The sequence below is a fragment of the Ruminiclostridium papyrosolvens DSM 2782 genome (assembly GCF_029318685.1).
Lineage (GTDB): Bacteria > Bacillota > Clostridia > Acetivibrionales > DSM-1351 > Ruminiclostridium > Ruminiclostridium papyrosolvens.
The window spans coordinates 1,313,129-1,334,729 of sequence record NZ_CP119677.1 but is presented as its reverse complement, the minus strand read 5'-3'; the positions used below and the strand labels follow the sequence as shown (position 1 = coordinate 1,334,729).

General features: G+C 35.8%; 19 protein-coding genes and 1 other annotated feature. Of the genes, 6 read left to right on the top strand and 13 right to left on the bottom strand.

Annotated elements, in window-relative coordinates; genetic code table 11:
* The first annotated feature begins 31 nt into the window (after window positions 1–31).
* Complete coding sequence (feoB, locus tag P0092_RS05940) at window positions 32–2,446, top strand: ferrous iron transport protein B (RefSeq protein WP_004617103.1); 2,415 nt, start codon at window positions 32–34, stop codon at window positions 2,444–2,446.
* 138 nt (window positions 2,447–2,584) lie between these two features.
* Entirely contained in the window at window positions 2,585–3,010 is a 426-nt protein-coding gene (locus tag P0092_RS05935; protein ID WP_004617101.1) for a metal-dependent transcriptional regulator, read from the top strand.
* Between the two features lie 113 nt (window positions 3,011–3,123).
* Here P0092_RS05935 and P0092_RS05930 read toward each other — a convergent pair whose 3' ends face one another.
* The gene (locus tag P0092_RS05930; RefSeq protein ID WP_004617099.1) at window positions 3,124–5,418 is read right to left on the bottom strand and encodes an ABC transporter permease; all 2,295 of its coding nucleotides are present in this window, start codon (window positions 5,416–5,418) and stop codon (window positions 3,124–3,126) included.
* Window positions 5,418–6,119 carry an ABC transporter ATP-binding protein gene (locus P0092_RS05925; protein ID WP_004617096.1) on the bottom strand — a complete coding sequence of 234 codons (702 nt, stop codon included), beginning with the start codon at window positions 6,117–6,119 and terminating at the stop codon, window positions 5,418–5,420. Before P0092_RS05925 ends, P0092_RS05930 begins: the two co-directional genes overlap by 1 nt.
* A 170-nt stretch (window positions 6,120–6,289) precedes the next feature.
* On the opposite strand from P0092_RS05925, the gene P0092_RS05920 reads away from it, so the two are divergent.
* The gene (locus P0092_RS05920) at window positions 6,290–6,910 is read left to right on the top strand and encodes a TetR/AcrR family transcriptional regulator (protein WP_004617091.1); all 621 of its coding nucleotides are present in this window, start codon (window positions 6,290–6,292) and stop codon (window positions 6,908–6,910) included.
* A 23-nt stretch (window positions 6,911–6,933) separates the two neighbouring features.
* On the opposite strand, the gene P0092_RS05915 is transcribed toward P0092_RS05920, so the two are convergent.
* Window positions 6,934–7,566: a methyltransferase family protein gene (locus P0092_RS05915; RefSeq protein WP_004617089.1), complete on the bottom strand. Its 633-nt coding sequence runs from the start codon at window positions 7,564–7,566 to the stop codon at window positions 6,934–6,936.
* A gap of 286 nt (window positions 7,567–7,852) precedes the next feature.
* On the opposite strand from P0092_RS05915, the gene P0092_RS05910 reads away from it, so the two are divergent.
* The 3 genes from P0092_RS05910 to P0092_RS05900 are packed head-to-tail and all read left to right on the top strand — an operon-like array spanning window position 7,853 to window position 11,223.
* Complete coding sequence (locus tag P0092_RS05910) at window positions 7,853–8,830, top strand: CobW family GTP-binding protein (RefSeq protein WP_004617088.1); 978 nt, start codon at window positions 7,853–7,855, stop codon at window positions 8,828–8,830.
* 14 nt (window positions 8,831–8,844) lie between these two features.
* Window positions 8,845–10,443, top strand: coding sequence for a permease (locus P0092_RS05905; protein WP_004617086.1), 1,599 nt, complete (start codon window positions 8,845–8,847; stop codon window positions 10,441–10,443).
* Window positions 10,444–10,449: 6 nt separating this feature from the next.
* The gene (locus P0092_RS05900) at window positions 10,450–11,223 is read left to right on the top strand and encodes a TIGR03943 family putative permease subunit (protein ID WP_004617084.1); all 774 of its coding nucleotides are present in this window, start codon (window positions 10,450–10,452) and stop codon (window positions 11,221–11,223) included.
* Window positions 11,224–11,704: 481 nt separating this feature from the next.
* Here the strand turns inward: P0092_RS05900 and tyrS are convergent, their stop codons facing one another.
* From tyrS to P0092_RS05850, 10 genes are all read right to left on the bottom strand, one after another.
* Window positions 11,705–12,928: a tyrosine--tRNA ligase gene (tyrS, locus tag P0092_RS05895; RefSeq protein ID WP_004617081.1), complete on the bottom strand. Its 1,224-nt coding sequence runs from the start codon at window positions 12,926–12,928 to the stop codon at window positions 11,705–11,707.
* 56 nt (window positions 12,929–12,984) lie between these two features.
* Window positions 12,985–13,215, bottom strand: a binding site (T-box leader).
* An 87-nt stretch (window positions 13,216–13,302) separates the two neighbouring features.
* Window positions 13,303–13,833, bottom strand: coding sequence for a TetR/AcrR family transcriptional regulator C-terminal domain-containing protein (locus tag P0092_RS05890; protein ID WP_004617078.1), 531 nt, complete (start codon window positions 13,831–13,833; stop codon window positions 13,303–13,305).
* 82 nt (window positions 13,834–13,915) lie between these two features.
* Window positions 13,916–14,374, bottom strand: coding sequence for a GNAT family N-acetyltransferase (locus P0092_RS05885; protein WP_004617076.1), 459 nt, complete (start codon window positions 14,372–14,374; stop codon window positions 13,916–13,918).
* Between the two features lie 221 nt (window positions 14,375–14,595).
* Window positions 14,596–14,778 carry a hypothetical protein gene (locus P0092_RS05880; protein ID WP_004617074.1) on the bottom strand — a complete coding sequence of 61 codons (183 nt, stop codon included), beginning with the start codon at window positions 14,776–14,778 and terminating at the stop codon, window positions 14,596–14,598.
* Window positions 14,779–14,812: 34 nt separating this feature from the next.
* Window positions 14,813–15,124, bottom strand: a complete 312-nt coding sequence (locus P0092_RS05875) for a hypothetical protein (RefSeq protein WP_004617072.1) — start codon at window positions 15,122–15,124, stop codon at window positions 14,813–14,815.
* 295 nt (window positions 15,125–15,419) lie between these two features.
* A complete protein-coding gene (locus P0092_RS05870) occupies window positions 15,420–16,538 on the bottom strand; it encodes a polysaccharide deacetylase family protein (RefSeq protein ID WP_004617070.1) in 1,119 nt (372 codons plus the stop codon).
* Between the two features lie 43 nt (window positions 16,539–16,581).
* Window positions 16,582–16,869, bottom strand: a complete 288-nt coding sequence (locus tag P0092_RS05865; RefSeq protein WP_004617068.1) for a Dabb family protein — start codon at window positions 16,867–16,869, stop codon at window positions 16,582–16,584.
* A 303-nt stretch (window positions 16,870–17,172) separates the two neighbouring features.
* Window positions 17,173–19,335 (bottom strand): DUF4901 domain-containing protein, encoded by a 2,163-nt coding sequence (locus P0092_RS05860; RefSeq protein WP_242831715.1) that lies wholly within the window; start codon window positions 19,333–19,335, stop codon window positions 17,173–17,175.
* A gap of 199 nt (window positions 19,336–19,534) precedes the next feature.
* Window positions 19,535–21,034, bottom strand: a complete 1,500-nt coding sequence (locus P0092_RS05855; RefSeq protein ID WP_004617063.1) for a LysM peptidoglycan-binding domain-containing protein — start codon at window positions 21,032–21,034, stop codon at window positions 19,535–19,537.
* 181 nt (window positions 21,035–21,215) lie between these two features.
* A complete protein-coding gene (locus tag P0092_RS05850) occupies window positions 21,216–21,596 on the bottom strand; it encodes a hypothetical protein (protein WP_004617062.1) in 381 nt (126 codons plus the stop codon).
* Window positions 21,597–21,601 lie beyond the last annotated feature (5 nt).

Genomic DNA, 21,601 nt, shown 5'->3' with positions numbered 1-21,601 from the left:
AGACGCTAACATAAAAAAGGAGGAGCATAACATGGGAATTAAGATTGCACTTGCAGGCAATCCGAATTGTGGTAAAACAACTCTGTTCAATGCATTGACAGGTTCCAATCAGTTCGTGGGAAACTGGCCCGGTGTAACTGTTGAGAAAAAAGAAGGTAAGCTAAAAAAGCATAATGATGTAATAATTATGGATTTACCGGGTATCTACTCTCTGTCACCGTATACACTGGAGGAAGTAGTGGCACGTAATTATCTTATAAAGGAACGCCCCGACGCTATACTGAACATTATAGACGGTACCAACCTTGAGCGTAACCTTTATCTAACCACCCAATTAACTGAGCTTGGTATACCGGTGGTAGTTGCAATAAATATGATGGATGTCATAAATAAAAACGGTGACAAGATTAACGTGGGAGAACTTTCCCGTCAGCTTGGCTGTAAGGTTGTTGAAATTTCGGCTCTTAAAGGCACCGGGATTATGGAAGCGGCTGAGGCAACCATAGAGGCAGCTAAATCAACAAAGACTGTTCCGATGCATAGCTTTAACGGCGTTGTTGAGCATGCCCTTGCCCATATTGAGGAAGCTGCGGTACACAATATGCCTGCCGAGCAGCAGAGATGGTATGCTATTAAGATTTTTGAGCGTGATGAAAAGGTGTTGGCTCAGCTTAACCTTGACAAATCAGTATTCAGCCACATTGAGCAAGATATTAAAGCGGCGGAGGCAGAATTGGATGATGACTCTGAAAGCATAATTACCAACGAGAGATATATCTATATAGCATCCATACTCAAGGGCTGCTACAAGAAAAAGAATGCCGGAAAGCTTTCAACCTCGGACAAAATAGATAAGGTTGTAACTAATCGCTGGGCAGCTCTTCCAATTTTTGGCACCATCATGTTTATAGTGTATTTTCTTTCTATTACTACTGTAGGTACATGGGCTACAAATTGGGTCAACGACGGTTTATTCAGTGACGGCTGGCGCCTGTTGGGAGTAGGCTCTTCGGCATATGAACAAGCTGTTGAAGAATATGCTGAGCCCGGCGCAATCAAGAGTGCATTTGAGTCCGCTGCAAAAGATTCCGGCCTTCAAGCCGATAAAGCAAAGGATTTAACAACAACCGCCTATATTTATGATGATGACGGTAAGGTTGAAGAAAAAATTCCGGTTACATATGAGAAATATATGTCTGTAGCCGCAATGGAAGAACCCGAACCGGCCAGTTACGGAGTGTGGGTTCCCGGTATTCCAAAATTGCTGGGGGACTGGCTGGAAAGTATAAACTGTGCCGACTGGTTACAGGGACTTATACTGAATGGTATTGTTGCAGGTGTTGGTTCAGTTCTTGGCTTTGTTCCCCAGATGCTGGTTCTATTCCTCTTACTTGCCTTCCTTGAAGCATGCGGATATATGGCACGTATTGCTTTTGTTATGGACAGAATTTTCAGGAAATTCGGTCTTTCAGGAAAATCTTTTATACCAATGCTCATCGGCACAGGATGCGGTGTTCCGGGTATCATGGCTTCCCGAACAATTGAGAATGACCGAGACCGTAAAATGACCATAATTACAACTACTTTCATCCCCTGTGGTGCAAAGCTCCCAATCATTGCTCTTATTGCAGGTGCATTATTTGGAGGTGCATGGTGGGTTGCTCCAAGTGCTTACTTTGTTGGTATTGCTGCTATTATCTTTTCAGGTATCATGCTGAAAAAGATGACAATGTTCAGAGGAGACCCTGCCCCATTTGTTATGGAACTTCCCGCCTACCACTTACCGACTGTTGGAAATTTATTACGTTCCATGTGGGAACGTGGTTGGTCCTTTATTAAAAAGGCCGGAACAATTATTCTGCTTGCTACTATCTTCGTTTGGTTCACCTCTAACTTCGGCTGGAAAAACGGTTCTTTTGGCATGGTCGATATGAATAAGAGTATCCTTGCCGCCATCGGTTCCGCAATTGCATGGATATTTAAACCTCTCGGCTGGGGTCACTGGCAAGGTGCAGTTGCCTCAATAACAGGACTTATCGCAAAAGAAAATGTTGTAGGTACTTTTGGTGTACTATTCGGCGGCTTTGATGAAGTAGCTGAAAACGGCTGGCAGATATGGACCAACATGCGTGAAGTATTTACTCCTCTTGCTGCCTATTCCTTCCTTGTATTCAATCTTTTGTGTGCTCCATGTTTCGCAGCTATCGGAGCTATCAAACGGGAGATGAACAGTGCAAAATGGACATTCTTTGCTATAAGTTATCAGTGCGTTTTTGCCTACGTGGTATCACTTATTATCTATCAGTTGGGAACACTTTTCACAGGTCACGGCAGCATAATCGGTGCAATTGCTGCATTTATCCTTGTTACACTGATGCTGTATATGTTGCTTAAACCTTATAAAGATCCCAACACCTTGAAAAACAAAGCAAATATAAGAGCATAAGACTATGTTAAAGCTTAAACCCTAAGCCGTAAGGAGGAAAAACTATATAATCCTCCTGCGGCTGCGAGTGTTTAAGCTGCCCACTCAATGACATCTGTCATAAAAAAAGTAGAAAGCACTCTTATTCGGAGGTAAATAGTGACTAAAAAAAAGCAAACATTAACTGCCTCTCAAATCAAATATCTGATTACCATATATCATCTTGACATATGTAATACAGGAATCAGATGTGTGGATATTGCAAAAAATCTCGGCATATCAAAGCCAAGTGTTCACACCATGCTGCAAACACTATGTGCTATGAAGTTAATCAAAAAAACTAAGGTTGGTTCTGTTTTTCTGATGGAAGAAGGAAAAGCTATAGCATCTCAATACAGTCAATATTATCAAATAGTATGTCACCATTTTGAAAAATATTTTCTTTTACCCCATAATGTAGCTAAACGTACAGCCTTTACAGTTATTTCAGCGCTCTCTACTGATAATATTGAAATAATGTGTAATCAAATGAATAATATGGGAGAAGTCGTTAATGGAGTGACAAATATCGCCATGTCTCAATAGCTAAAAAACATGTCTAGTAATTTCAAAGCCCATTGAGAAGCTAAAATGCCTTCCAATGGGCTTTATTATGTGCATCAATTCCATAGATTGTACGAAACACAGTTTCCGGCGAACTATTCTACTGATTTCAAAGCTTCTACCATATTAACCCTTTTTATTCTTTCACAAACTAATAAGCTAATGAAAACTGAAAACATAATTACCACCCCTAAAATAACTCCAAAATGTAACGTTGAAACATATGGAGTCCATTCCATATTATCCATAGAAACTACATTTACATAAACCTTTAAAAATTGAATACTCAGCGGAATACCAATCAACAATCCGGGAATAAGATTGAGACAGCATTCAATAAACACCATACCAACAATCTCCTTTTCATAAAATCCCAGAACTTTCATTGTTGCATATTCACGATACCGTTCGATAAACGTTAGAATACCAAGACTATATAAAATAACTGCACTTAATACCAGTGAAGCAAATATCAGAATGTACATAATAGAATGAACACTTTCCATCATATCATCCATATTATTTTTTTGTTGGTCAATGGATATAAGACCACTTATATAAGGCTGGTCTTTTGCAAAGGAATATCCATCTGAATCTTCAAAATAAATTGTATTAGGTATAAATTCATCACTCTTATTCTTTGCTACAAAAATTCCCTGTGGTAATTTTGCATCCGCAATTGCAGTAATTTTTATCTTCTTCAGCTCTGATGTATTACTAATTGTATAGCCCAGAACATCACCGTTTTTTATATTTAATAGTTGTGCCATCTTGTAGGTGATTACTGCATCCTGCTGATACAAATCAATCCTCTTCCCGGTTCCGTGTTCAAATAAATTAATTTGATGCCCGGCATCCAAAGCTAAAAACACGCCTTCCTTTTCTTTATTTTTATATGAAAAGGTTGCCGAATCAACTTTTGCAAGCTGTACACTGTATTTGCCAAAAGCAGCTCTCACCTGCTCATATGACTGTCCCTGTATATTGCCTGCATATTGATAATCATATTGTCTTTCAAATACCTGACTATAAGAATCGGATAGAGAATCCCATATTCCTACACCTGCAACCATAAGCACAATACTTCCTATAACAGCGATTACAGCCATAAAGTAACGCACCGGATGTACTTTAATTGCACGAAAAGTCCACAGCCACTTATAAGACATTCTTGATTTTTTCAGCTCTTTTGTACTTTCAACCTTATTTTCTAATATTCCGCGAATAGTTAATGCCGGAACAGTTTTTGTTACTTTTCTCACTGTCAGCAACGAAGAAATAGTACATATAAAGATGATAATCAGAATAAGGATTAAACAATCTATGCCTACTACTTTATTCCATTGGGGCAAGGTCAAAGTTGATTGTTTGATTCCCATAATCATTTTTGCAATTGCAAAATATCCGGTCAACATACCTCCTATACTTCCAATTAATGCAACCAAAAACCCATATAATCCATAATGAAAATAGATTTGACTGTTAGAATAACCAAGTGATTTCATCGTACCTATCTGAACAATTTGATTATTGACAAGCCGGCTCATTGTTGTATACATTGATAAAATAGATAACAGTATAAAAACTGCGGAGAAAAGAATTGCCATCTTTTTTATCTGAGCCTGTTCATCCCGTACCTGCGCTATGGAAATCTTGTCTTCCTTCAATGTTGAAGAATACATGTCAGCACCCAATATATCAGACATGTCATCTCGAAATTGTTCTTTCGATAAGTTATAGGATGGCTTCACCTGTACTCTTGCCTGATTATATACTACCTCACCAAATAGCTCTTTTGCGAAGGTTTCACTGATATATGCATATCCATGCTGTAGGTGATTCGGGATACTTTCGGTAGGTGAAGTAATAAAGAAAATGTTTTCAGACTGCAACGCTGTTCCATTAATCTTAATATCCCTGTGTGTATTCCCTATGTATATTTTTAATTTATCCCCTGCTTTTAATGCGTGGGTATTGGCATAATCCTCATCAAGCCATATTCCATCCCCGGAAGCTAAGGGTTTCCCGCTTCTTATAACAGGATTCATAACTTTTAAAGTATTTGATGAAAATGTATTGATTAGAATATCTGACTCCTCTTCTGTTTTATTAACCAATACCTTTATTGCCATGGAAGGCTCTGCTTTATTTACATAATTCAGATTACGTATTTTGCCCATCTGTTTCTCGCTAATGTTACTTCCCGATACAAATGCATCTGACAAATGGCTATCCTTTGCATACTCTTCATAAGACTGGTTCATCCCCGTCCACACAACACTCATTCCCGAATAGATTGTAACTGATATCATTGCCATTATTAGGACAGATAAGAATTGTGGCCACAAGATTTTTATGTCTCTGATAAATTTCTTGTTCAGATACTTCATCACAACTCCACCTCCTCCATTGATAACGGATTGGTATTATCTACAATTTCTTGCACTTTACCATCCTTCAATCGGATTAATCTATCTGCTGTGGGTGCTATTGCTGCATTATGTGTGACAAGTACAACAGATTTACCATATTTCTTTGCCATTGACTGAAGGATTATCAATATCATTTTTCCATTCTGGCTGTCTAGTGCAGCTGTAGGTTCATCACAAAGTAAGAGTTTTGGATTCTTGCAAAGTGCTCTGGCAATTGAGACTCTTTGTAATTCACCACCGGACATCTGAGCCGGCAGATTATTTGCCCTTGAACTTAAACCAACAGCCTGTAACGCATCATTTGCTTGTATTGGGGATTTTGAAAGCTTAGAGGAAATATCTACATTTTCAAAAGCCGTAAGGTTTGGAATCAGGTTGTAAAACTGAAAAACAAATCCAATATCCTCCCTTCTGTATATAGTCATTTCCTTTTCATTCAAACTAGAAACCTGACGTTTTCCCACCTGGATTTCCCCGGAACTAACATAATCCATTCCCCCAAGTAAGTTTAGTAATGTTGATTTTCCCGAACCAGATGGCCCCAAAATAACAGTAAAGTGGCCACTATCAATGGAAAGACTTACATTATCCAATGCTTTTATTACATTTACCCCTGATTTATATTCCCTTGTAACATGACTAAAATTAATAAAACTCATATAAAACCTCCATTATTTTAGTAACATGAGCTAGTACTCATGTTTTATGTTAGCATTGGCTAACTGCCTTGTCAACAAAAATATGAGTTATTACTCATTTATTTTTTAATAGTACTATGCTACACTATCAACAATAAATATTTCATGATAATTAGAAAGGTAAACTATAAATGGAAAGAGAAGTACGTAAGCCTGTACAAAAGCGCAGTCAAGAAAAAAAAGAAAAAATCAAAAATGTGGCAATAAAACTTTTTTCAGAAAAAGGATACCATAATGTAAGTACCAACGAAATTGCCAAAAGCGCCAGTATTTCTATTGGAACTCTATACAACTATTTTTCTGATAAGAAAGCTATCTATGATGAGCTGGTAGGTGACTTATACACGAAAATTCTCAGTCAGATTACGCCTGAAGTTCTTTCTCCCTCTGATTCTCCTATTGTGCTACTAGAGCGATATGTAAATCTGATTATGGAGGGACACACATATATGACCAATTTTCAGAGAGAAATAACTTCCTTGTCCTATCAAAATGCAGAATTTCGAAAATTGGATGATAATTACCGTGCCATTGCAACAGAAAAAATACTTTTATTGTTGCAGAAATATGAGAATTATTTAAGAATAACAAACCTTGATACAGTCAGTTTTATACTGCAGACATGCATTGAGGCTGTCATACATGAAGTACAGTTTTATGAAATCCCCTATGATAAAGCAGCTATAATAAAAGAGCTGATACAGATGCTAAGTCGCTATCTTTTCCGGGATGAATATATCAATGCATTATAAGAATAAGCTAATTATTTTTAAGGTTAATTAATGAATCCCGCCCCACTCAGTAGTAAAGCTAATATTAAGACTATAATCTCAGGCCTTGTCAACAACCTGTGGCTGACTTTTTTTGTGTACTGATTATACTCTTCTCCAAAGATTGGGATGAGCCGTTTTTTTTCTTCAAAACCGGCATTTACGTATTGAACCATAACCACTATCAGTGCAATTATCATTCCGGTAAATGAACGAAGTGAAAGCAGAAAACCTGCCTCTAGAATGATAAATGTTCCATACATGGGATGCCGAACTTTTGTATAGTAGCCCGTCGTCAGCAGTTTGTGGGGGATACTGTTTTCTTTATTTTTTGCACTGTGATTTTGAGATGTAATTTTTGATAATCTTATTGTGCCATAACAGGCTATAATAAGTCCCCATACAAAGTATGCCAAATCACTTTTTATTAATTTCACGTCACCAATGTTAAGCAATATCTTGAAGTTATTCCAAGGCTGAAAATCCCCAATACAATTGAATATATATTTAAAAAGATAATACAGCAGAACATATCCTGTTATTCCCCATACAAGCGCAATTGCTTTATGTACAAAACCACCGTTCTGCAACTTTTTATAGTTCTTATCAAAATGAAATTTTTCTTCATATTTAAGCATAAGTCATTCTCCTAAACAGTATTCTTTTTCACAATATATTATAACAGAATATGGTATAAAGCATTTTCTATTTAACTTTATATAAAAATATATTTTTTTGCGGAAATGTTTTTTTATTTCAAAAAAAGGTGTATAATTTTATGCAAATGCAAACCATTTGCATTTGCATTTTTTAAATGCTTAAGCTTTTAAAGCAAAATAATAATAAATTTCATTAATTTATAATAGAATTATAAAAAGGTTTGTCTAAATTATGCAAACCTTTTAGCCCATGGAGGATTAGATAATGAAATCAAAAGTTGATATAATTTCAGGGTTTTTAGGTGCAGGCAAAACCACACTTATAAAAAAGATGCTGGAAGAAAAATTACATACTGAAAAAGTTGTGATAATTGAAAACGAATTTGGAGAAGTGGGTATTGATGGCAGTGTTCTTAAAAATAGCGGCATCGAAGTCAGGGAAATTAATTCCGGCTGCATTTGCTGTACCCTTGTCGGAGACTTTACCAGAGCAATCCAAGAAGTCATTATGAAATATACGCCTGACAGGATTATTATTGAGCCTTCAGGGGTAGGTAAATTGTCGGATGTTATAAAAGCTTGCGATACACCAAAACTACAAGAAATATTAACAATAAACATGCTAATAGCCGTTGTAGATGCATTAAAGTACCAAATGTATAAATTAAACTTTGGTGAATTCTTTGAAAACCAGATTAATCATGCCAAAACTATTATTTTAAGCAGGTCTCAGAAGGTAGATAACAAGAAGCTGGAAGCTATTGCAGCTTCTATTCGTGAATCAAATCCTAGTGCAAATATTATAACAACACCTTGGGAAGCTCTTCCTTCAGAGCATATCATATCTGTAGCTGAGCAGGATACATCGGTTTCCTTAGTACATCAACTAACTGACACACATGTTCATCACAAAGACTGTAAATGCGGTTGTCACCATGAACACTCCCATAATCACAGTGCAAGCGAGGTCTTTGATGTCTGGGGAATAGAAACACCTAAAATATTTGAGGAAAAAGAATTAAATACAAAAATTAAGGCTCTGGAAAATGAAAAGCTTTTCGGAGCAATATTAAGGGCTAAGGGTATACTGCAGTTAGCTCAGAATAAATGGGTTCAGTTTGATTATGTTCCCGGAGAATTTGATATAAAAAACACAAAAGCCAATTACACAGGGAGCTTGTGTATTATCGGAAAAAACTTAAAAAAAGATGAACTTTATAATCTGTTTCAGGTTAAAGCCTAAGAGGAGTTTATTTTATGAAAACACAAATAGACATAGTTACAGGTTTTTTGGGCTCAGGTAAAACTACTTTTATAAATGAGCTACTTGAAAGTTACAGACTTTCAAAAGGCAGGATTGTAATCCTTCAATGTGAAACAGGAGAAATAGAAATTGATAATCAGATTATAGAGGGAAAAAATGTATATTTAAAGAGCGTAGTTAAGAATAGCAGCTTTGACAGCAATTATATCAGTGAGGTTATCAAAAAACATCTGCCACAAAGAATTATTATTGAGCATAATGGAATGGAAAAGCTTGAAGACCTTTTAAATATACTTAATGAGCGCAGCATCAGGAAGAACTGTGTTATAGGAACAATAGTACATATGATTGATGCTGCAACCTTTGACGTTTTTATGAACAATATGGGGTCAATTCTTATTGAGCAAATCTCTAATTCTGATACAATTATTCTGAATAATTCAGAAGGGTATTCAAAAACACAGTTAACTAATGTGGAAAGAACGCTTAAAGCAATCAATAAAACGGCGGAAATCGTCAGAAACTCCTCCTTAGAGCATAAGGAGCATAAACTCATAAAACAGAGAAAACCTTCCGATATATTATTTGCGGTATTTTTCTTTTTGGTTGTCGGATACTTTACCCATACTGTTTTAATGACGTTAGATTTTAAGTTGGCAGCTATTGACCTCTCACGGTTTCAAGTGATTAATACCGTCTTCTTGAGTATTTTAATTCAGGCTTTCCCCTTTATACTTTTTGGTGTTATTATTTCATCAATCATACAGGTTTTTGTTTCAAATGAAAGAATCGTTAAATTTTTTCCCAAGAAAAACGGAATTGGCTTTATAGTTGCAATCTTTGCAGGCTTTCTCTTCCCTGTGTGTGACTGTGCGATTGTTCCAATAGCTGCAAGGCTTGTAAAAAAGGGAGTTCCCCTTCCCACGGCACTGACCTTTATGCTTGCTGCTCCAATTGTTAATCCCCTTGTTATAGCCTCGACATTTTATGCTTTTCCCGGACAGCCTTCAATCGTATTTTTCAGGCTGTTTCTGGGTATTTTTATTGCTTTAGCTGTTGGAATGACCTTTTTATTTTTCTCAGAGGAAAAGTCAGTAACCTTAAATAGCTTAGATAGCATTATGTGCCGATGTGGTTATTGTGGGGACAGTACTGTTACTAACGGCTTTACAGGAAAAGTTGATGCAATTTTCAGACATGCAGGTGCAGAATTTTTTGAAGTAGGGCGATTTCTCATTATAGGTGCATTTTTATCCGGTATGGTACAGACATTACTACCTAAAGACATATTATCAAATATAGGCGGCGGTAATATAGTTTCGTTGATTATCATGATGTTATCAGCATTTTTGCTGTCCGTTTGCTCAACCTCGGACGCCTTTATTGCCAGAACCTTTGTTAATCAGTTTCCTATGGGGGCAGTGATGGGCTTTATGATAGTTGGGCCAATGCTTGATGTAAAAAACCTTCTGATGCTGCTTGGAAACTTTAAAAAACAGTTTGTCATAAATTTGGTTTTTGTTATATTTGTATTGGCCTTAATTGTTCTTTCATTTTTTCTATTAATTTCAGTATTATTTTACGGAGGATGATTTCTTATGCTCATATCTCGCTCAAACAGGGTAAACCTTGATGCCGTGTTAAAAATATTTATTCTATTAGGGTTTGCATTATTTTTCTTTATAATCATACATACTGGAAAGATTCAGCTCTATGTGAATCCTCGTATTGTGCCATATGTTAAATTTTGCATCGTAGTAATGGTTATTATTTCATTATTCCTATGCCGGGACATTTTTAAGCCCAGAAGGAAAGTCAGCTTAACACCATATTTGTTTTTTCTGTTACCCCTCTTCATGGCATTTTCACTTCCCGCAAAATCAATGAACTCAACTTCTATGGCTTTTGGCGATGTTACATTAACAAATACAGACAACAGCCAAAGTTCCTCCACAACAGATTTTGTACAAACAGTTCCTGATACAACGGACAGTGCTTTAAAGCTTCAAGACGATACTATTTTTGTAAGGGATAATAATTTTGTACAATGGATAGAGGAAATCTACACCAACATGAGTAAATATGAAGGCAAAAAAATTGAGATTATAGGGTTTGTTTTTAAGGATAAAGAATTAAGAGAAAACGAGTTTGTTCCGGCAAGGCTGATGATGGCATGTTGTACCGCCGACCTACAGCCAATGGGATTATTGTGCCAATACGTAAAAGCATCTGAGCTGAAAAAAGATAGCTGGATAAAAGTAACCGGTACTATAAAGGCAATTGATTATAAAGGTCAAAAAACTCCTGCAATTAAAGCTGACAAAGTAGAAAATACAATAAAACCAGAAAACGAATACGTTTATCCCTATTAAGATTAATCAATAATTTGTAAAGATAGAGCCTGTGAAAAAATGGACTATGCCAATACGAAATTTGGAGAAGGTTTATGGCAAATTATCAATTATGTATCAAGGACGTTTAGGATAAATGGGAGTTTCCCAAATTTTGTGTTTTCTAAAATTTCTAAGGTTAACAAGGTATACATAACATTATTCTTTGCCAAAAATAGCCCTCTTACAAAGGCGATTAATCTATATTCGTATAAAAATGCTTATTAACTATACTAAACCAAATATGGATTATATTCGCTAATCTGCAGTTTTAGGGCGGCGAAACAAATAAATATTTTCGCCGCAGTATGCTTCTCATCCAAAAAACCATGTGTTGCTAACAACGTGGACTGGTCTGTTATATTCAGTTAAAATAACTGCAAATTGCCTATTCGGCATATTAAGCATAGTAAATTGGATATTTCAATGTTTTCTAAACCTTATAATATTTATCATTAATTCTTTACTTTATCAAAACCTTATGGTAAGTTTTCTTTCCTTTACGTATTTTAACACCGTTTTTCAATTGTTTCGAAGTAATATTACAATCAATGGATTCAACTTTTGCATCATTAATAAATATACCGCCCTGTTGAATCAGACGTCTTGCTTCACTCTTAGAAGCCGTTAATCTACACGCCGTGATCAAATCCAAAATACCTATAACACCATCGACAAGATGCTCTACTTCAATTTCAGTAGTTGGCATGTGTGAATCATCAGTTCCAGCTGCAAAGAGAGCATGAGAAGCGTCCTTTGCTTTTTGGGCTTCTTCTTCATCATGAATCAACTTAGTCAGTTCATACGCCAGAATTTCCTTAGCTTCATTTAGTTGACTACCTTTCCATTTGTCCATTGCATCAATCTGTTCAAGTGGCAAGAAGGTAAGCATACGTATGCACTTTAGAACATCAGCATCACCAACATTACGCCAATACTGGTAGAATTCAAAAGGTGTGGTTTTATTGGGATCAAGCCACACAGCACCTTTTGCAGTCTTTCCCATCTTATTCCCTTCAGAATTCATTAATAGTGTAATAGTCATTGCATAGGCATCTTTGCCTAACTTACGGCGAATTAGTTCAGTACCGCCCAACATATTAGACCATTGGTCGTTGCCACCAAACTGCATATTACAGCCATAATTCTGATATAGATAATAGAAATCGTAGGATTGCATAATCATATAGTTGAGTTCCAAGAAAGACAGACCCTTTTCCATTCTCTGCTTATAACATTCTGCACGTAACATATTATTTACAGAGAAGTGAGCTCCTACATCACGAAGTAATTCAATGTAATTCAGCTTTAAGAGCCAGTCTGCATTGTTAACCATAATTGCCTTGTCATCACCGAATTCAATGAATCTTTCCATCTGTTTCTTAAAGCAATCGCAATTATGCTGAATTGTCTCAGGTGTCATCATAGAACGCAAGTCAGTACGGCCGGACGGGTCACCGATGTAGCCAGTTCCGCCGCCTAAAAGGACTACAGGTTTGTTTCCAGCCATCTGCAAGCGTTTCATAAGGCATAGTGCCATAAAATGGCCAACATGCAAAGAATCCGCAGTTGGATCGAATCCGATATAAAATGTTGCTTTGCCACTATTAATAAGTTCTCTAATTTCTTCTTCGTCGGTAACTTGGGCAATTAAGCCACGGGCTACAAGTTCATCGTAAATTTTCATTATAACATCTCCTTTTCCAAATGCTTAAAATATAAATACCCCCTGCTCCAATTGGAACAGAGGGCAGACATTGCGATACCACCTCTGACTCGGAAATTCTTCACAAAATTCCCCTCATCGAGTGCAAAGACACTCACACGCTGTATCGGGCGTACCCATCAGACCCTACTATCAATTCAGGTAGCAGCTCCAGGATGTATTCGAACCAGTTCATCTGCACCTTCTCACCAACCAGATGCTCTCTGAATGATTAAAACTGACCTACTTCTTCCTTTCATAACTTTTGCATAATTTAGTTTTATTTAATTGTAATAGAGGAATCAGTAAAGGTAAAGTCACAAAAAGTCACATATGTGTCATTTTGTGACTTTCTATCAATCAATATATTTTAAAATATCGTTTGGTAAAGTTTGTTTAAGTAAGCAGACCAGTTTGCCCTTTTCCATTTTCATTCCGCTAAGCAGCCACTTGATAACCATGTCAGTACCACCACAAGAAGCTATATCTATTGCAAAGCGCATTGTCTCTGAATTGATATCAGCACCCTTAATTGTCAAATATTTCTCATATGTTTTTTTCGTAACTGAAATATCATAAGCACGAAGGCCGTTAACATCACGGCTTGCATAAGCATTTTTTAAGACAATATATTTTTCCTGATAAATGTCGAGATAGTGCAATAATGCCTCCTCCCAAGTAAGTCCAGTCGTTATACGACCAAAACTGGCTTCGTAAAATTGGGCAAAGTACCAGCTTGCAAGGTCATATTTATCTCTAAAGTGACGGTAGAAGGTCTTACGGGAGAGAGATGTTCCTACTACAATTTCACTGACCGGAATGTCATCAAGGTTCTTTTTCATCAGCAGTTTCTCTAGCGACTCCGCCAGCATTTTTTTACTATTCATCGTATTTCTCCATAGGTTGTTAAATATATCATACAGTATTATGTGCATTTTATCAAAAGACTACATTCAGGCTTTTGCTCATTCAAAAGCAGAAGATCCATATTAACCTAGCACTATATAAATTACATCTGCAGCATCTTGCTTTGAAGGACATGCATCCTTCATCAATATGAACTTCGTCCAATGCAATATAACCATTTTTCTTATAAAACGCAGATACTCTGACTTGTGCTGCTAAATGGACAGTTTTCCCTTGCATTTTTACAATTTCTTGTTCTGCCATTTTAATCAACTCATCTCCATAATTCTTCCCTCTAAATTTCTTCAGAACTGCAATACGTCCTATGACATAGTTTTGCCTTTCATCATTATAATAAAGCCTGCAAGTAGCAACGGGATCAGATGATTCATATATCAAAATATGTGTAGACATATCATCAATATCATCAAATTCGTTTTCAAATCCTTGCTCCTCAATAAACACGTTTCTGCGGATGTATTTTGTATCCTCTGGTAATTGTTCGTACACTTTAATATCCATACTTCTTCCTTTCCAACAAAATAGGCATCCAAAACTAAATCTTATAGTGTCGAAACACCGTACCTACGATTAAGTCTTGAATGCCTTATAGTCACTCATCCGGTAATGAGTGAAAGCGCTTGTTTAATTTGTAAATTAGATTATATTATAGTTCCAATATTATGTCAATAAAGAACTTGTCTTGTCCCCTACTACTTCGATTTGTCGATATCAATAATAGGCTATGCCAGCCTTCTGCTGCTGTTAAGTAAGATATTCATGGATATTCTGTCCGAATTTATGTTTAAATTCATACACGATACACGTACTCCTTTTTTTAATAACTCCGTTTCTATATCCCTTTTAATTACGTCTATTACTTCCATTTCCTTGCGAGCAATTAATTTGCGTCTTTTTCTAAACATTTTCACCTCCGATTTATCTTTAGTACTGATATGTTTAGTTAATTTTCACCTTCTTTTCCAGCGCTCTACCCAAACTAAACCATGAATCCCTGAGTTTAAACCTCATTTGCTCGTCCAGGGTTCTTTCTATTATGTCATTCAGCTCCTTTCTTGCTTTAATATATTCCTTTACATCAAATTCATCCTTTGCAAGTATTTCTTCTATTTGTAATAGCCATTCCTTTATATACTCACTCCCCATATATTCGGAAGTAATCTTTTTCTTTAAATGAAGCACCACTTGTTTTACAGATTTTCTTTTTACGTCTATATCTGTTTGTATCTTTCTTACTTGTTTTTGACCCATTAATTATTCACTCCTTCTCTATGTGACACAGCAGCAGATATTATCCATATATTTACATCTATTATACTACATTTGGTATTTTATTGTAAATCTGGTCTATAGTTGGCTAAGATACATAACCCTAAGGAAATCAAGGGTATTTGCCCAGTTAATCGCTTATATAGCAAGGGAAATAAAGTAATAAATATTTATATAAAGTATGGTTTGGCAAGTCAAATTTTATACCCTATTCCATGCAAAAAGCTGCCGGACATAATGCCCGACAGCTTTTATCAATTATAGCTATTCTATTCTTTTAGTAGGTAATCAACTGCTTGCCGTTTAGTTTTGCAGTATCAACATTTTGCTTTTTTGATTCAGGGACTACCACTGTAGCCTCATTACCGTCACTAACATATTGTGAACTTCCTTTTTCCATGGCATTGAGCCACCATGCAAGGTCACAGTCCACCTTCTCCTGTCCCGTAGACCTTACTCTTGGAACAGCAAAAGGATTGAACTTTGGCGAAACGGGTGATGGAGATGGATTTGCACCTACGAGTACTATGGAGTTATGTTTATACTCCGTACCTTGGTAGTTACCCTGAATAACATAGTCCTTTAAACTCTTTGACGCATTTCCGAATGGCAATGAAAATGCTTTAAACTTGTATCCGGGTACATACTCTTCCATTAATTTCTGATTTCCCCCGACTTCCTCAAGCATTTTTGCCGCAGTTTTAACACCAGGCAATGATACGTGGCTCTTGGTATGATTTCCTATTTCAAAACCCTTATCAATCAAATATTTTAGTCTATCCTGAACTGTCCCCCCACCCTTAAAAGTTTCTGCTCCAAGGTTCACATAGAATGTACCTTTCAATCCGAAATCAGGATGTTTACTGTTAAATGCCTCCATTATACCAACCGCTGACTTTGGGTTTGCTTTAAGCTGTCCGTCCTGCTCAACAAGATTAAATTGACCTGCTGTCCCGTCGTCAAAAGTGAAAACCATAGGAATACAACCTGCCGGGACGTCTATATTATTGTTTAACATGTCTTCAAGGCTTACGAGCCTGTAATTTTTTTGGTATAGTTCGTCCAGCAAGCTTTCAAATTCTGCAAAAGTTGTTGTGTATTCGTTTTTCCCCTTTGGGTATGTTTCCACAAAGTTATGAAACATAACAACCATTATTTGCCCCGCTTCGTTGGGCTTAACCTTATTATAGTCAATTTTTATCGGTTCGGGTTTTTGAGAGTTATCAGCTTGAGCTTGTGTAGCTACAGCTGCCTTTGAAGGAGTAGCAGTAGTTACTGGTGTACTGTTTGTTGAGTTTGCATGCTTATTTCCCGAGTAGTATTTGTTCACCCCGCATCCTGTAGCAACCGCTGCAGTAATTGTCAATGCTAAAACTGTTGCAATATATTTTTTCATTTCTTTTCTCCCATAATTAATCAGTTAATTAATCAGCAGTTGTTTAACTTTCATAGTCTATGGCAACAGCTGCTTCCTTAACAAGCTTTATATGCTCAAGGACTTTAAGATGTGCAGGATGAACCTGATACGTCTCCATGTCCGCCATTGAATCAAACTTGGTGTAAAGTGCTATATCATATGACCTTTCAGAATGAACAATGTCTACTCCAACTTCTATAAATTTCAAACAAGGTATTTGTTCCTTTAATCCAAGCAATAGGTTTTTTGTTTTTAGAATGGTTTCTTCACTCTTGTCATTTAATTTGAATAAAACAATGTGTGTAAGCATTTTTTATATACCTCCATGTATTTATTTTATGTATTTTCCTTAATTTTATCTTTCATAAAGAATATAGTCAAATAAAAATAGAAAGTATTTGTTACATTTTCTGGTAATTTTTGTTTTAGTGATTTATTATGGTAAATTATTAAAATTTTACTTGAATTATGTTTTTAATCGTTGTATAATTATACATGAACATGAGTATTAATTCATGTTATTTTTAATGCTTATTTCTATATTTTTGATAAATCCCTATTATTTAAGGGACTGGCAATTTTGCCAGTCCCCTCTTTTTTTTTGTATTTTTATTTATTTAGCAGCCAAAAAGTTGTATATAGTCATAAGTCCATCCAACCTTGTCATTTTGTTTTTTGGCATAAAGTTTCCGTTGCTGCCGTTCATTGCTTTAAACCCTGTAGCAAGGCACACATATCCTACAAGATTTGGGTTTATTTTATTTGCATCTTTGAAACTGCTTTTGTAAATGCCTTTTAATTCAGCAACATCACTTAAACCCTTGAATTTGATAAAATACTTGGCTGCATCCTCTCTGGTAATCACTGAAAGCGGAGCTTTATCCTCCTTTGTTATAATACCTTGATTAATCAATTGGCTGTACATATTTTCAATCATTTTGTCATCATTACTTGATCTGTCAATGTAATAAAAATCGTTCAATCTTGAAAGCAGAATAAAATAATCCTTTTGCAACAGTGAATTAGTCGGTTTAAGGTCATCCTCAACGTATCTTATACCCATCTGTGTCAATACTCTTACCTTATCAGCTGCTTTTACTCCATTTATATCTAAATAGTCAGCAATCTTGTTGTCTTTGTATACCTCACCGGAATTATCCAGAATGTCTCCGTTAACAGCACTGATATTACATGGTTTTGAACTGTCTGAAAAATATCCCAGAACAGCATTTTTAGTATTTAATACACCAAGTTTATAATCCATGTTTACATCATCATCTGAATCGGAATCACCGGGTATATATTGTATTCCATACCCAATTTTGTTAAACAATACCTTATTTGCTTCTTCAACCGATATTACATTTTTAGGATCAGCAAACTTCAAATCCTTTCCCCAGTAAGTATAAAAACTTCTTATCTCTCCTAACAGATTATCATAGGAAATAGAGATATAGTTATCAGGACACTCCAATCCGTTTTCGTTTCTTACATATCTGAAGGAATATGAGTTTTCAAGCTTTGAATCCTTTGTTACATTAGAATTATCATATTTAACTTTTGCATAAACATCCGGCAAAAGTGTTTTTAATGCTTCGTCACATATTGCTTTTGCCTGTTCTGCTGACTTTTGAGGAACAGCACCTGCTGATGCCATATTATCGCTCCAGAATTCTATAAACGCTCCTGTTCTTGCATCTATAGTAATCTGAACTGATTTTGTCAGCTTCTTACTTTCGTCCAATACTTTAGAATAGGACAAAGTCCATGCAAGTGAATTGCTGTTTCTCCAATCTTTTCCTAAGTAGGAATTTGTCAATTTATATGAACTGTCAAGATTCAAGTTGCCTATCGAGCGCAATTTCTTGTCAGCTTCATCCTTTGTAATAAGGTTGGATATACCGTTTACCGCATCCAGTTCGTCAGGGGTAAGCGCAATATTGGAAACTACTCCTGCAGCATCCATCACAGCCATTTTCTCTGCCAGGGCACTCTCACCGTATTCATACATTCTGCTATTTGAAGTTTCAATGTCTCCTGTAATAGCATCTATGTACTTATTGGTTGTCTTTGGAACATATACAAGATATGTTACAGGCTTATCTTTCTCAGTTTTAACCTTGTATACAAGTTTGAGTCCAAGTTTTTCAGCAAATGCCTTTTGAGCCTGATTGAGACTTATTATCTTTGAAGCATCTTCAAACTTTGTGTTTTTTGAGTAATTACATGTATACCCCGTTACTTTTCCGGTATACGAATTAACTATTACGTTAATAAAGTTAGTCTTAAACTTAATACCGTTTTCTTGTCTGATATAGTTAACACTATATCCTCCGTTATAATCATTAGCAGTTGTGTCATTAAGTTTGAACTTACCCGGAAGTGTAGAATCCATATGGTTTATAAAATCGTCTGCTACTTTATTTGCCTGTTCTTTTGAGAACTTAGGTATTTTTTTACTATCATTTTGCAGGTTATCATAGGAATTGTAGGATGATATAAAATTGTCTTCATTTACCTGTACATTAATACTCTTTTGTGACTCCGTATCAGTCCAGCCAAGACTCCATACAATTTGGTCATTTCTGTTGTAAATATTGTAATTGAATTTAGTGCACTCTTTTGGAATGTCAATCTTTGATTTTACAAACTTAATAGCGTTTTGCAGCTCTTTGTCTACCTGTGTTGAACTATCGGCTGCCATTACAGGAATCATAAAAGCAGCTAATATAGCAACCACCAATAACATTGAAATAAATTTTTTCAATACAATCACCTCTTGTTTTTTATTTGATTTTAATGCATGTAAATCCTACCAAAAACTTAGACGCAATAAAATTTTTCAAGTTCCATATTTTATATAACTATTTTATTTTCGTATGGATAATTTTACAACCAACAGCTTTGTAACCTTTTTAACATAAAAAAATAAGGGAGCAACCTATACCGCAGGTTGTTCCCTCTTATTTCATGCATTATTTTGTTTTTGGTATTTTCAATTCATCACCAATGTTAATGCTGTTTGGATTTTTCATATTGTTAAATTTTAATATTTCAGTATACTTTGACGGTGTTCCGTAATATTTGGTGCTAATAGAGCTTAGAGTCTCTCCTTTTTGAACCACGTGTACCGTATATTCATTAGTTTCTGACTTTGTGCCGGAAGGTTTGGATGGTTCAGTTTCTGACTTAGTGCCAGAAGTTTTAGAGGGTTTAGTTTCAGACTTTGTAACCGAAGGTTTAGAAGGTTTTACAGGTTCTGTTTTTGTATCCGAGACCTTGCCATCATCAACGTTTTTATCGCTGACCTTACTGTCACTGTCATTATTGTCAATGTCCTTACTATCGCTATCTTTAGATGGTACCGATTGAGAGTTCGAAGCTGTTGCGGTACTATTTGCAGCAGCTAACGGTGTGCCTGTGGTATTTGCTGCCGTCTGGGTTGACTGTGTGGGATTCCCCTGCTTACCGTCAGAAGCAAACAGGCCCTTGCTGCTAATTATGAGATAGCCCATAAATAAAACTCCTGATATTATCAAAACACATATAAATCCCAATATATAGTTAACAGCATTATGGCTTTTGTCCGGCTCATCGGACATTTCGTCTTCGTCCTCATCTTCATCCATATCAAAGGTTTCCATTTTTCGAACAGGTACATAAGATATGTTTCTTATCTCTTCAACTTTAGCAACCATAAGTGTTAAGCTTTCATCCATATCGTTCTTGAATGCTTCCTGAAAAAGAACACTGGCCATTTTTTGAGGGTCTAAGCCCGAATCAATAACTGCTTCAATCCTGCTTCTGTTTAAATTGTTTAAAATTCCGTCACTGCATAGGAGAATGACATCGCCTTCTTCTATATTTATGCTGGAGGATAGCTTTATTTTTGTTTTAGATTCCTGCTCTGCTATTTTTAGAATCTTATCGGTATCATTATATAACTCTGTGGTGTTTGGGGTTATCCCAAGTGATTTAAGCTTTTCGTTTTTTCTGCTTTCGCCATTTGAAAAAATATCTTTTTGAAGTCCGTGTCTGAACAGAAAAGCGCCATTATTACCAAGGTTCATTATCACAGCCCTGTTGTTTTCAATAATTAACGAAGAAAAGCCTGTTAATATTGGGTTGTTCTGGCTGGATATAACGGATTTACTATATATTAAATTACTGGAAAGCTGAACTGCCTCATATATTTTTTCGGTAATAGCTTCAAGAGAAAAATGCTGCTTTTTGGCAGTTTCGTGATATCTTTTTATTTCTCTTACAGCAGATATACTATCCGTTTCACCATTATCAACTCCCATAGAATCTGAAACAGCAAAAACGAAGTTACTTGAGGATTTTTCAAAAGAACACTGAATACTCTGTGTATTATGGCAATTCGAGAAGCTGCCGTTGAAATAAAAATCGTCTTTGTTTGAGCTGCTGCCCATACAACTTATAACTGTAGCACTTAGCCTTATGTTTCCATCCACAGTATTTCACCTCGTAACGTTATTTGAATTCTTTAGTAAAAATATGCAACTAATTGGTAGGAATTTGTAAGTAAATAATATCACACAATACTTGCTTTTACAATAAATTAGTTATTAGTTTAATAATAAAGGGCACTCAAAAATATTTCTTTGAGTGCCCTTAAAAGTCATTGTGCCAGAACTAGTGCTTTGAAGAAAATGAACTGATAATAGATTTAACTACAGAACTTGCAATATTAATAATATTCAATATGTTTTCAGCATTAAAAGAAAACGAATCTATGGTCTCAGATACCGAATCCTCAACTGTTGTTACTACTGAAGTAGCTTTATCTAAAGTCCCTTTTGCACTTTTTGCCAGCTCATCTATATTTGCCACAGTGCTAGGTAAAACTTCCAGTGTCTTTCCCACTGAGTCAGCATTGTCATCTAGAATTTTGTTAACCCTATCAGTAATCTTTAAGCAATTTCTTAAAACGATTATTAAAAGTACCCCTATTATAACAGCTATACAAAATAATATGAACCATGCCACAACACTCAGGTCTAAAGTAATAGACATATGTA

What these genes read in the sequence shown, in the direction of transcription:
- feoB (WP_004617103.1), top strand. Translation starts at nt 32, where the DNA reads ATGGGAATTAAGATTGCACTTGCAGGCAATCCGAATTGTGGTAAAACA.
- P0092_RS05930 (WP_004617099.1), bottom strand. Translation starts at nt 5,418, where the DNA reads ATGAAGTATCTGAACAAGAAATTTATCAGAGACATAAAAATCTTGTGG.
- P0092_RS05925 (WP_004617096.1), bottom strand. Translation starts at nt 6,119, where the DNA reads ATGAGTTTTATTAATTTTAGTCATGTTACAAGGGAATATAAATCAGGG.
- P0092_RS05920 (WP_004617091.1), top strand. Translation starts at nt 6,290, where the DNA reads ATGGAAAGAGAAGTACGTAAGCCTGTACAAAAGCGCAGTCAAGAAAAA.
- P0092_RS05915 (WP_004617089.1), bottom strand. Translation starts at nt 7,566, where the DNA reads ATGCTTAAATATGAAGAAAAATTTCATTTTGATAAGAACTATAAAAAG.
- P0092_RS05910 (WP_004617088.1), top strand. Translation starts at nt 7,853, where the DNA reads ATGAAATCAAAAGTTGATATAATTTCAGGGTTTTTAGGTGCAGGCAAA.
- P0092_RS05905 (WP_004617086.1), top strand. Translation starts at nt 8,845, where the DNA reads ATGAAAACACAAATAGACATAGTTACAGGTTTTTTGGGCTCAGGTAAA.
- P0092_RS05900 (WP_004617084.1), top strand. Translation starts at nt 10,450, where the DNA reads ATGCTCATATCTCGCTCAAACAGGGTAAACCTTGATGCCGTGTTAAAA.
- tyrS (WP_004617081.1), bottom strand. Translation starts at nt 12,928, where the DNA reads ATGAAAATTTACGATGAACTTGTAGCCCGTGGCTTAATTGCCCAAGTT.
- P0092_RS05890 (WP_004617078.1), bottom strand. Translation starts at nt 13,833, where the DNA reads ATGAATAGTAAAAAAATGCTGGCGGAGTCGCTAGAGAAACTGCTGATG.
- P0092_RS05885 (WP_004617076.1), bottom strand. Translation starts at nt 14,374, where the DNA reads ATGGATATTAAAGTGTACGAACAATTACCAGAGGATACAAAATACATC.
- P0092_RS05880 (WP_004617074.1), bottom strand. Translation starts at nt 14,778, where the DNA reads ATGTTTAGAAAAAGACGCAAATTAATTGCTCGCAAGGAAATGGAAGTA.
- P0092_RS05875 (WP_004617072.1), bottom strand. Translation starts at nt 15,124, where the DNA reads ATGGGTCAAAAACAAGTAAGAAAGATACAAACAGATATAGACGTAAAA.
- P0092_RS05870 (WP_004617070.1), bottom strand. Translation starts at nt 16,538, where the DNA reads ATGAAAAAATATATTGCAACAGTTTTAGCATTGACAATTACTGCAGCG.
- P0092_RS05865 (WP_004617068.1), bottom strand. Translation starts at nt 16,869, where the DNA reads ATGCTTACACACATTGTTTTATTCAAATTAAATGACAAGAGTGAAGAA.
- P0092_RS05850 (WP_004617062.1), bottom strand. Translation starts at nt 21,596, where the DNA reads ATGTCTATTACTTTAGACCTGAGTGTTGTGGCATGGTTCATATTATTT.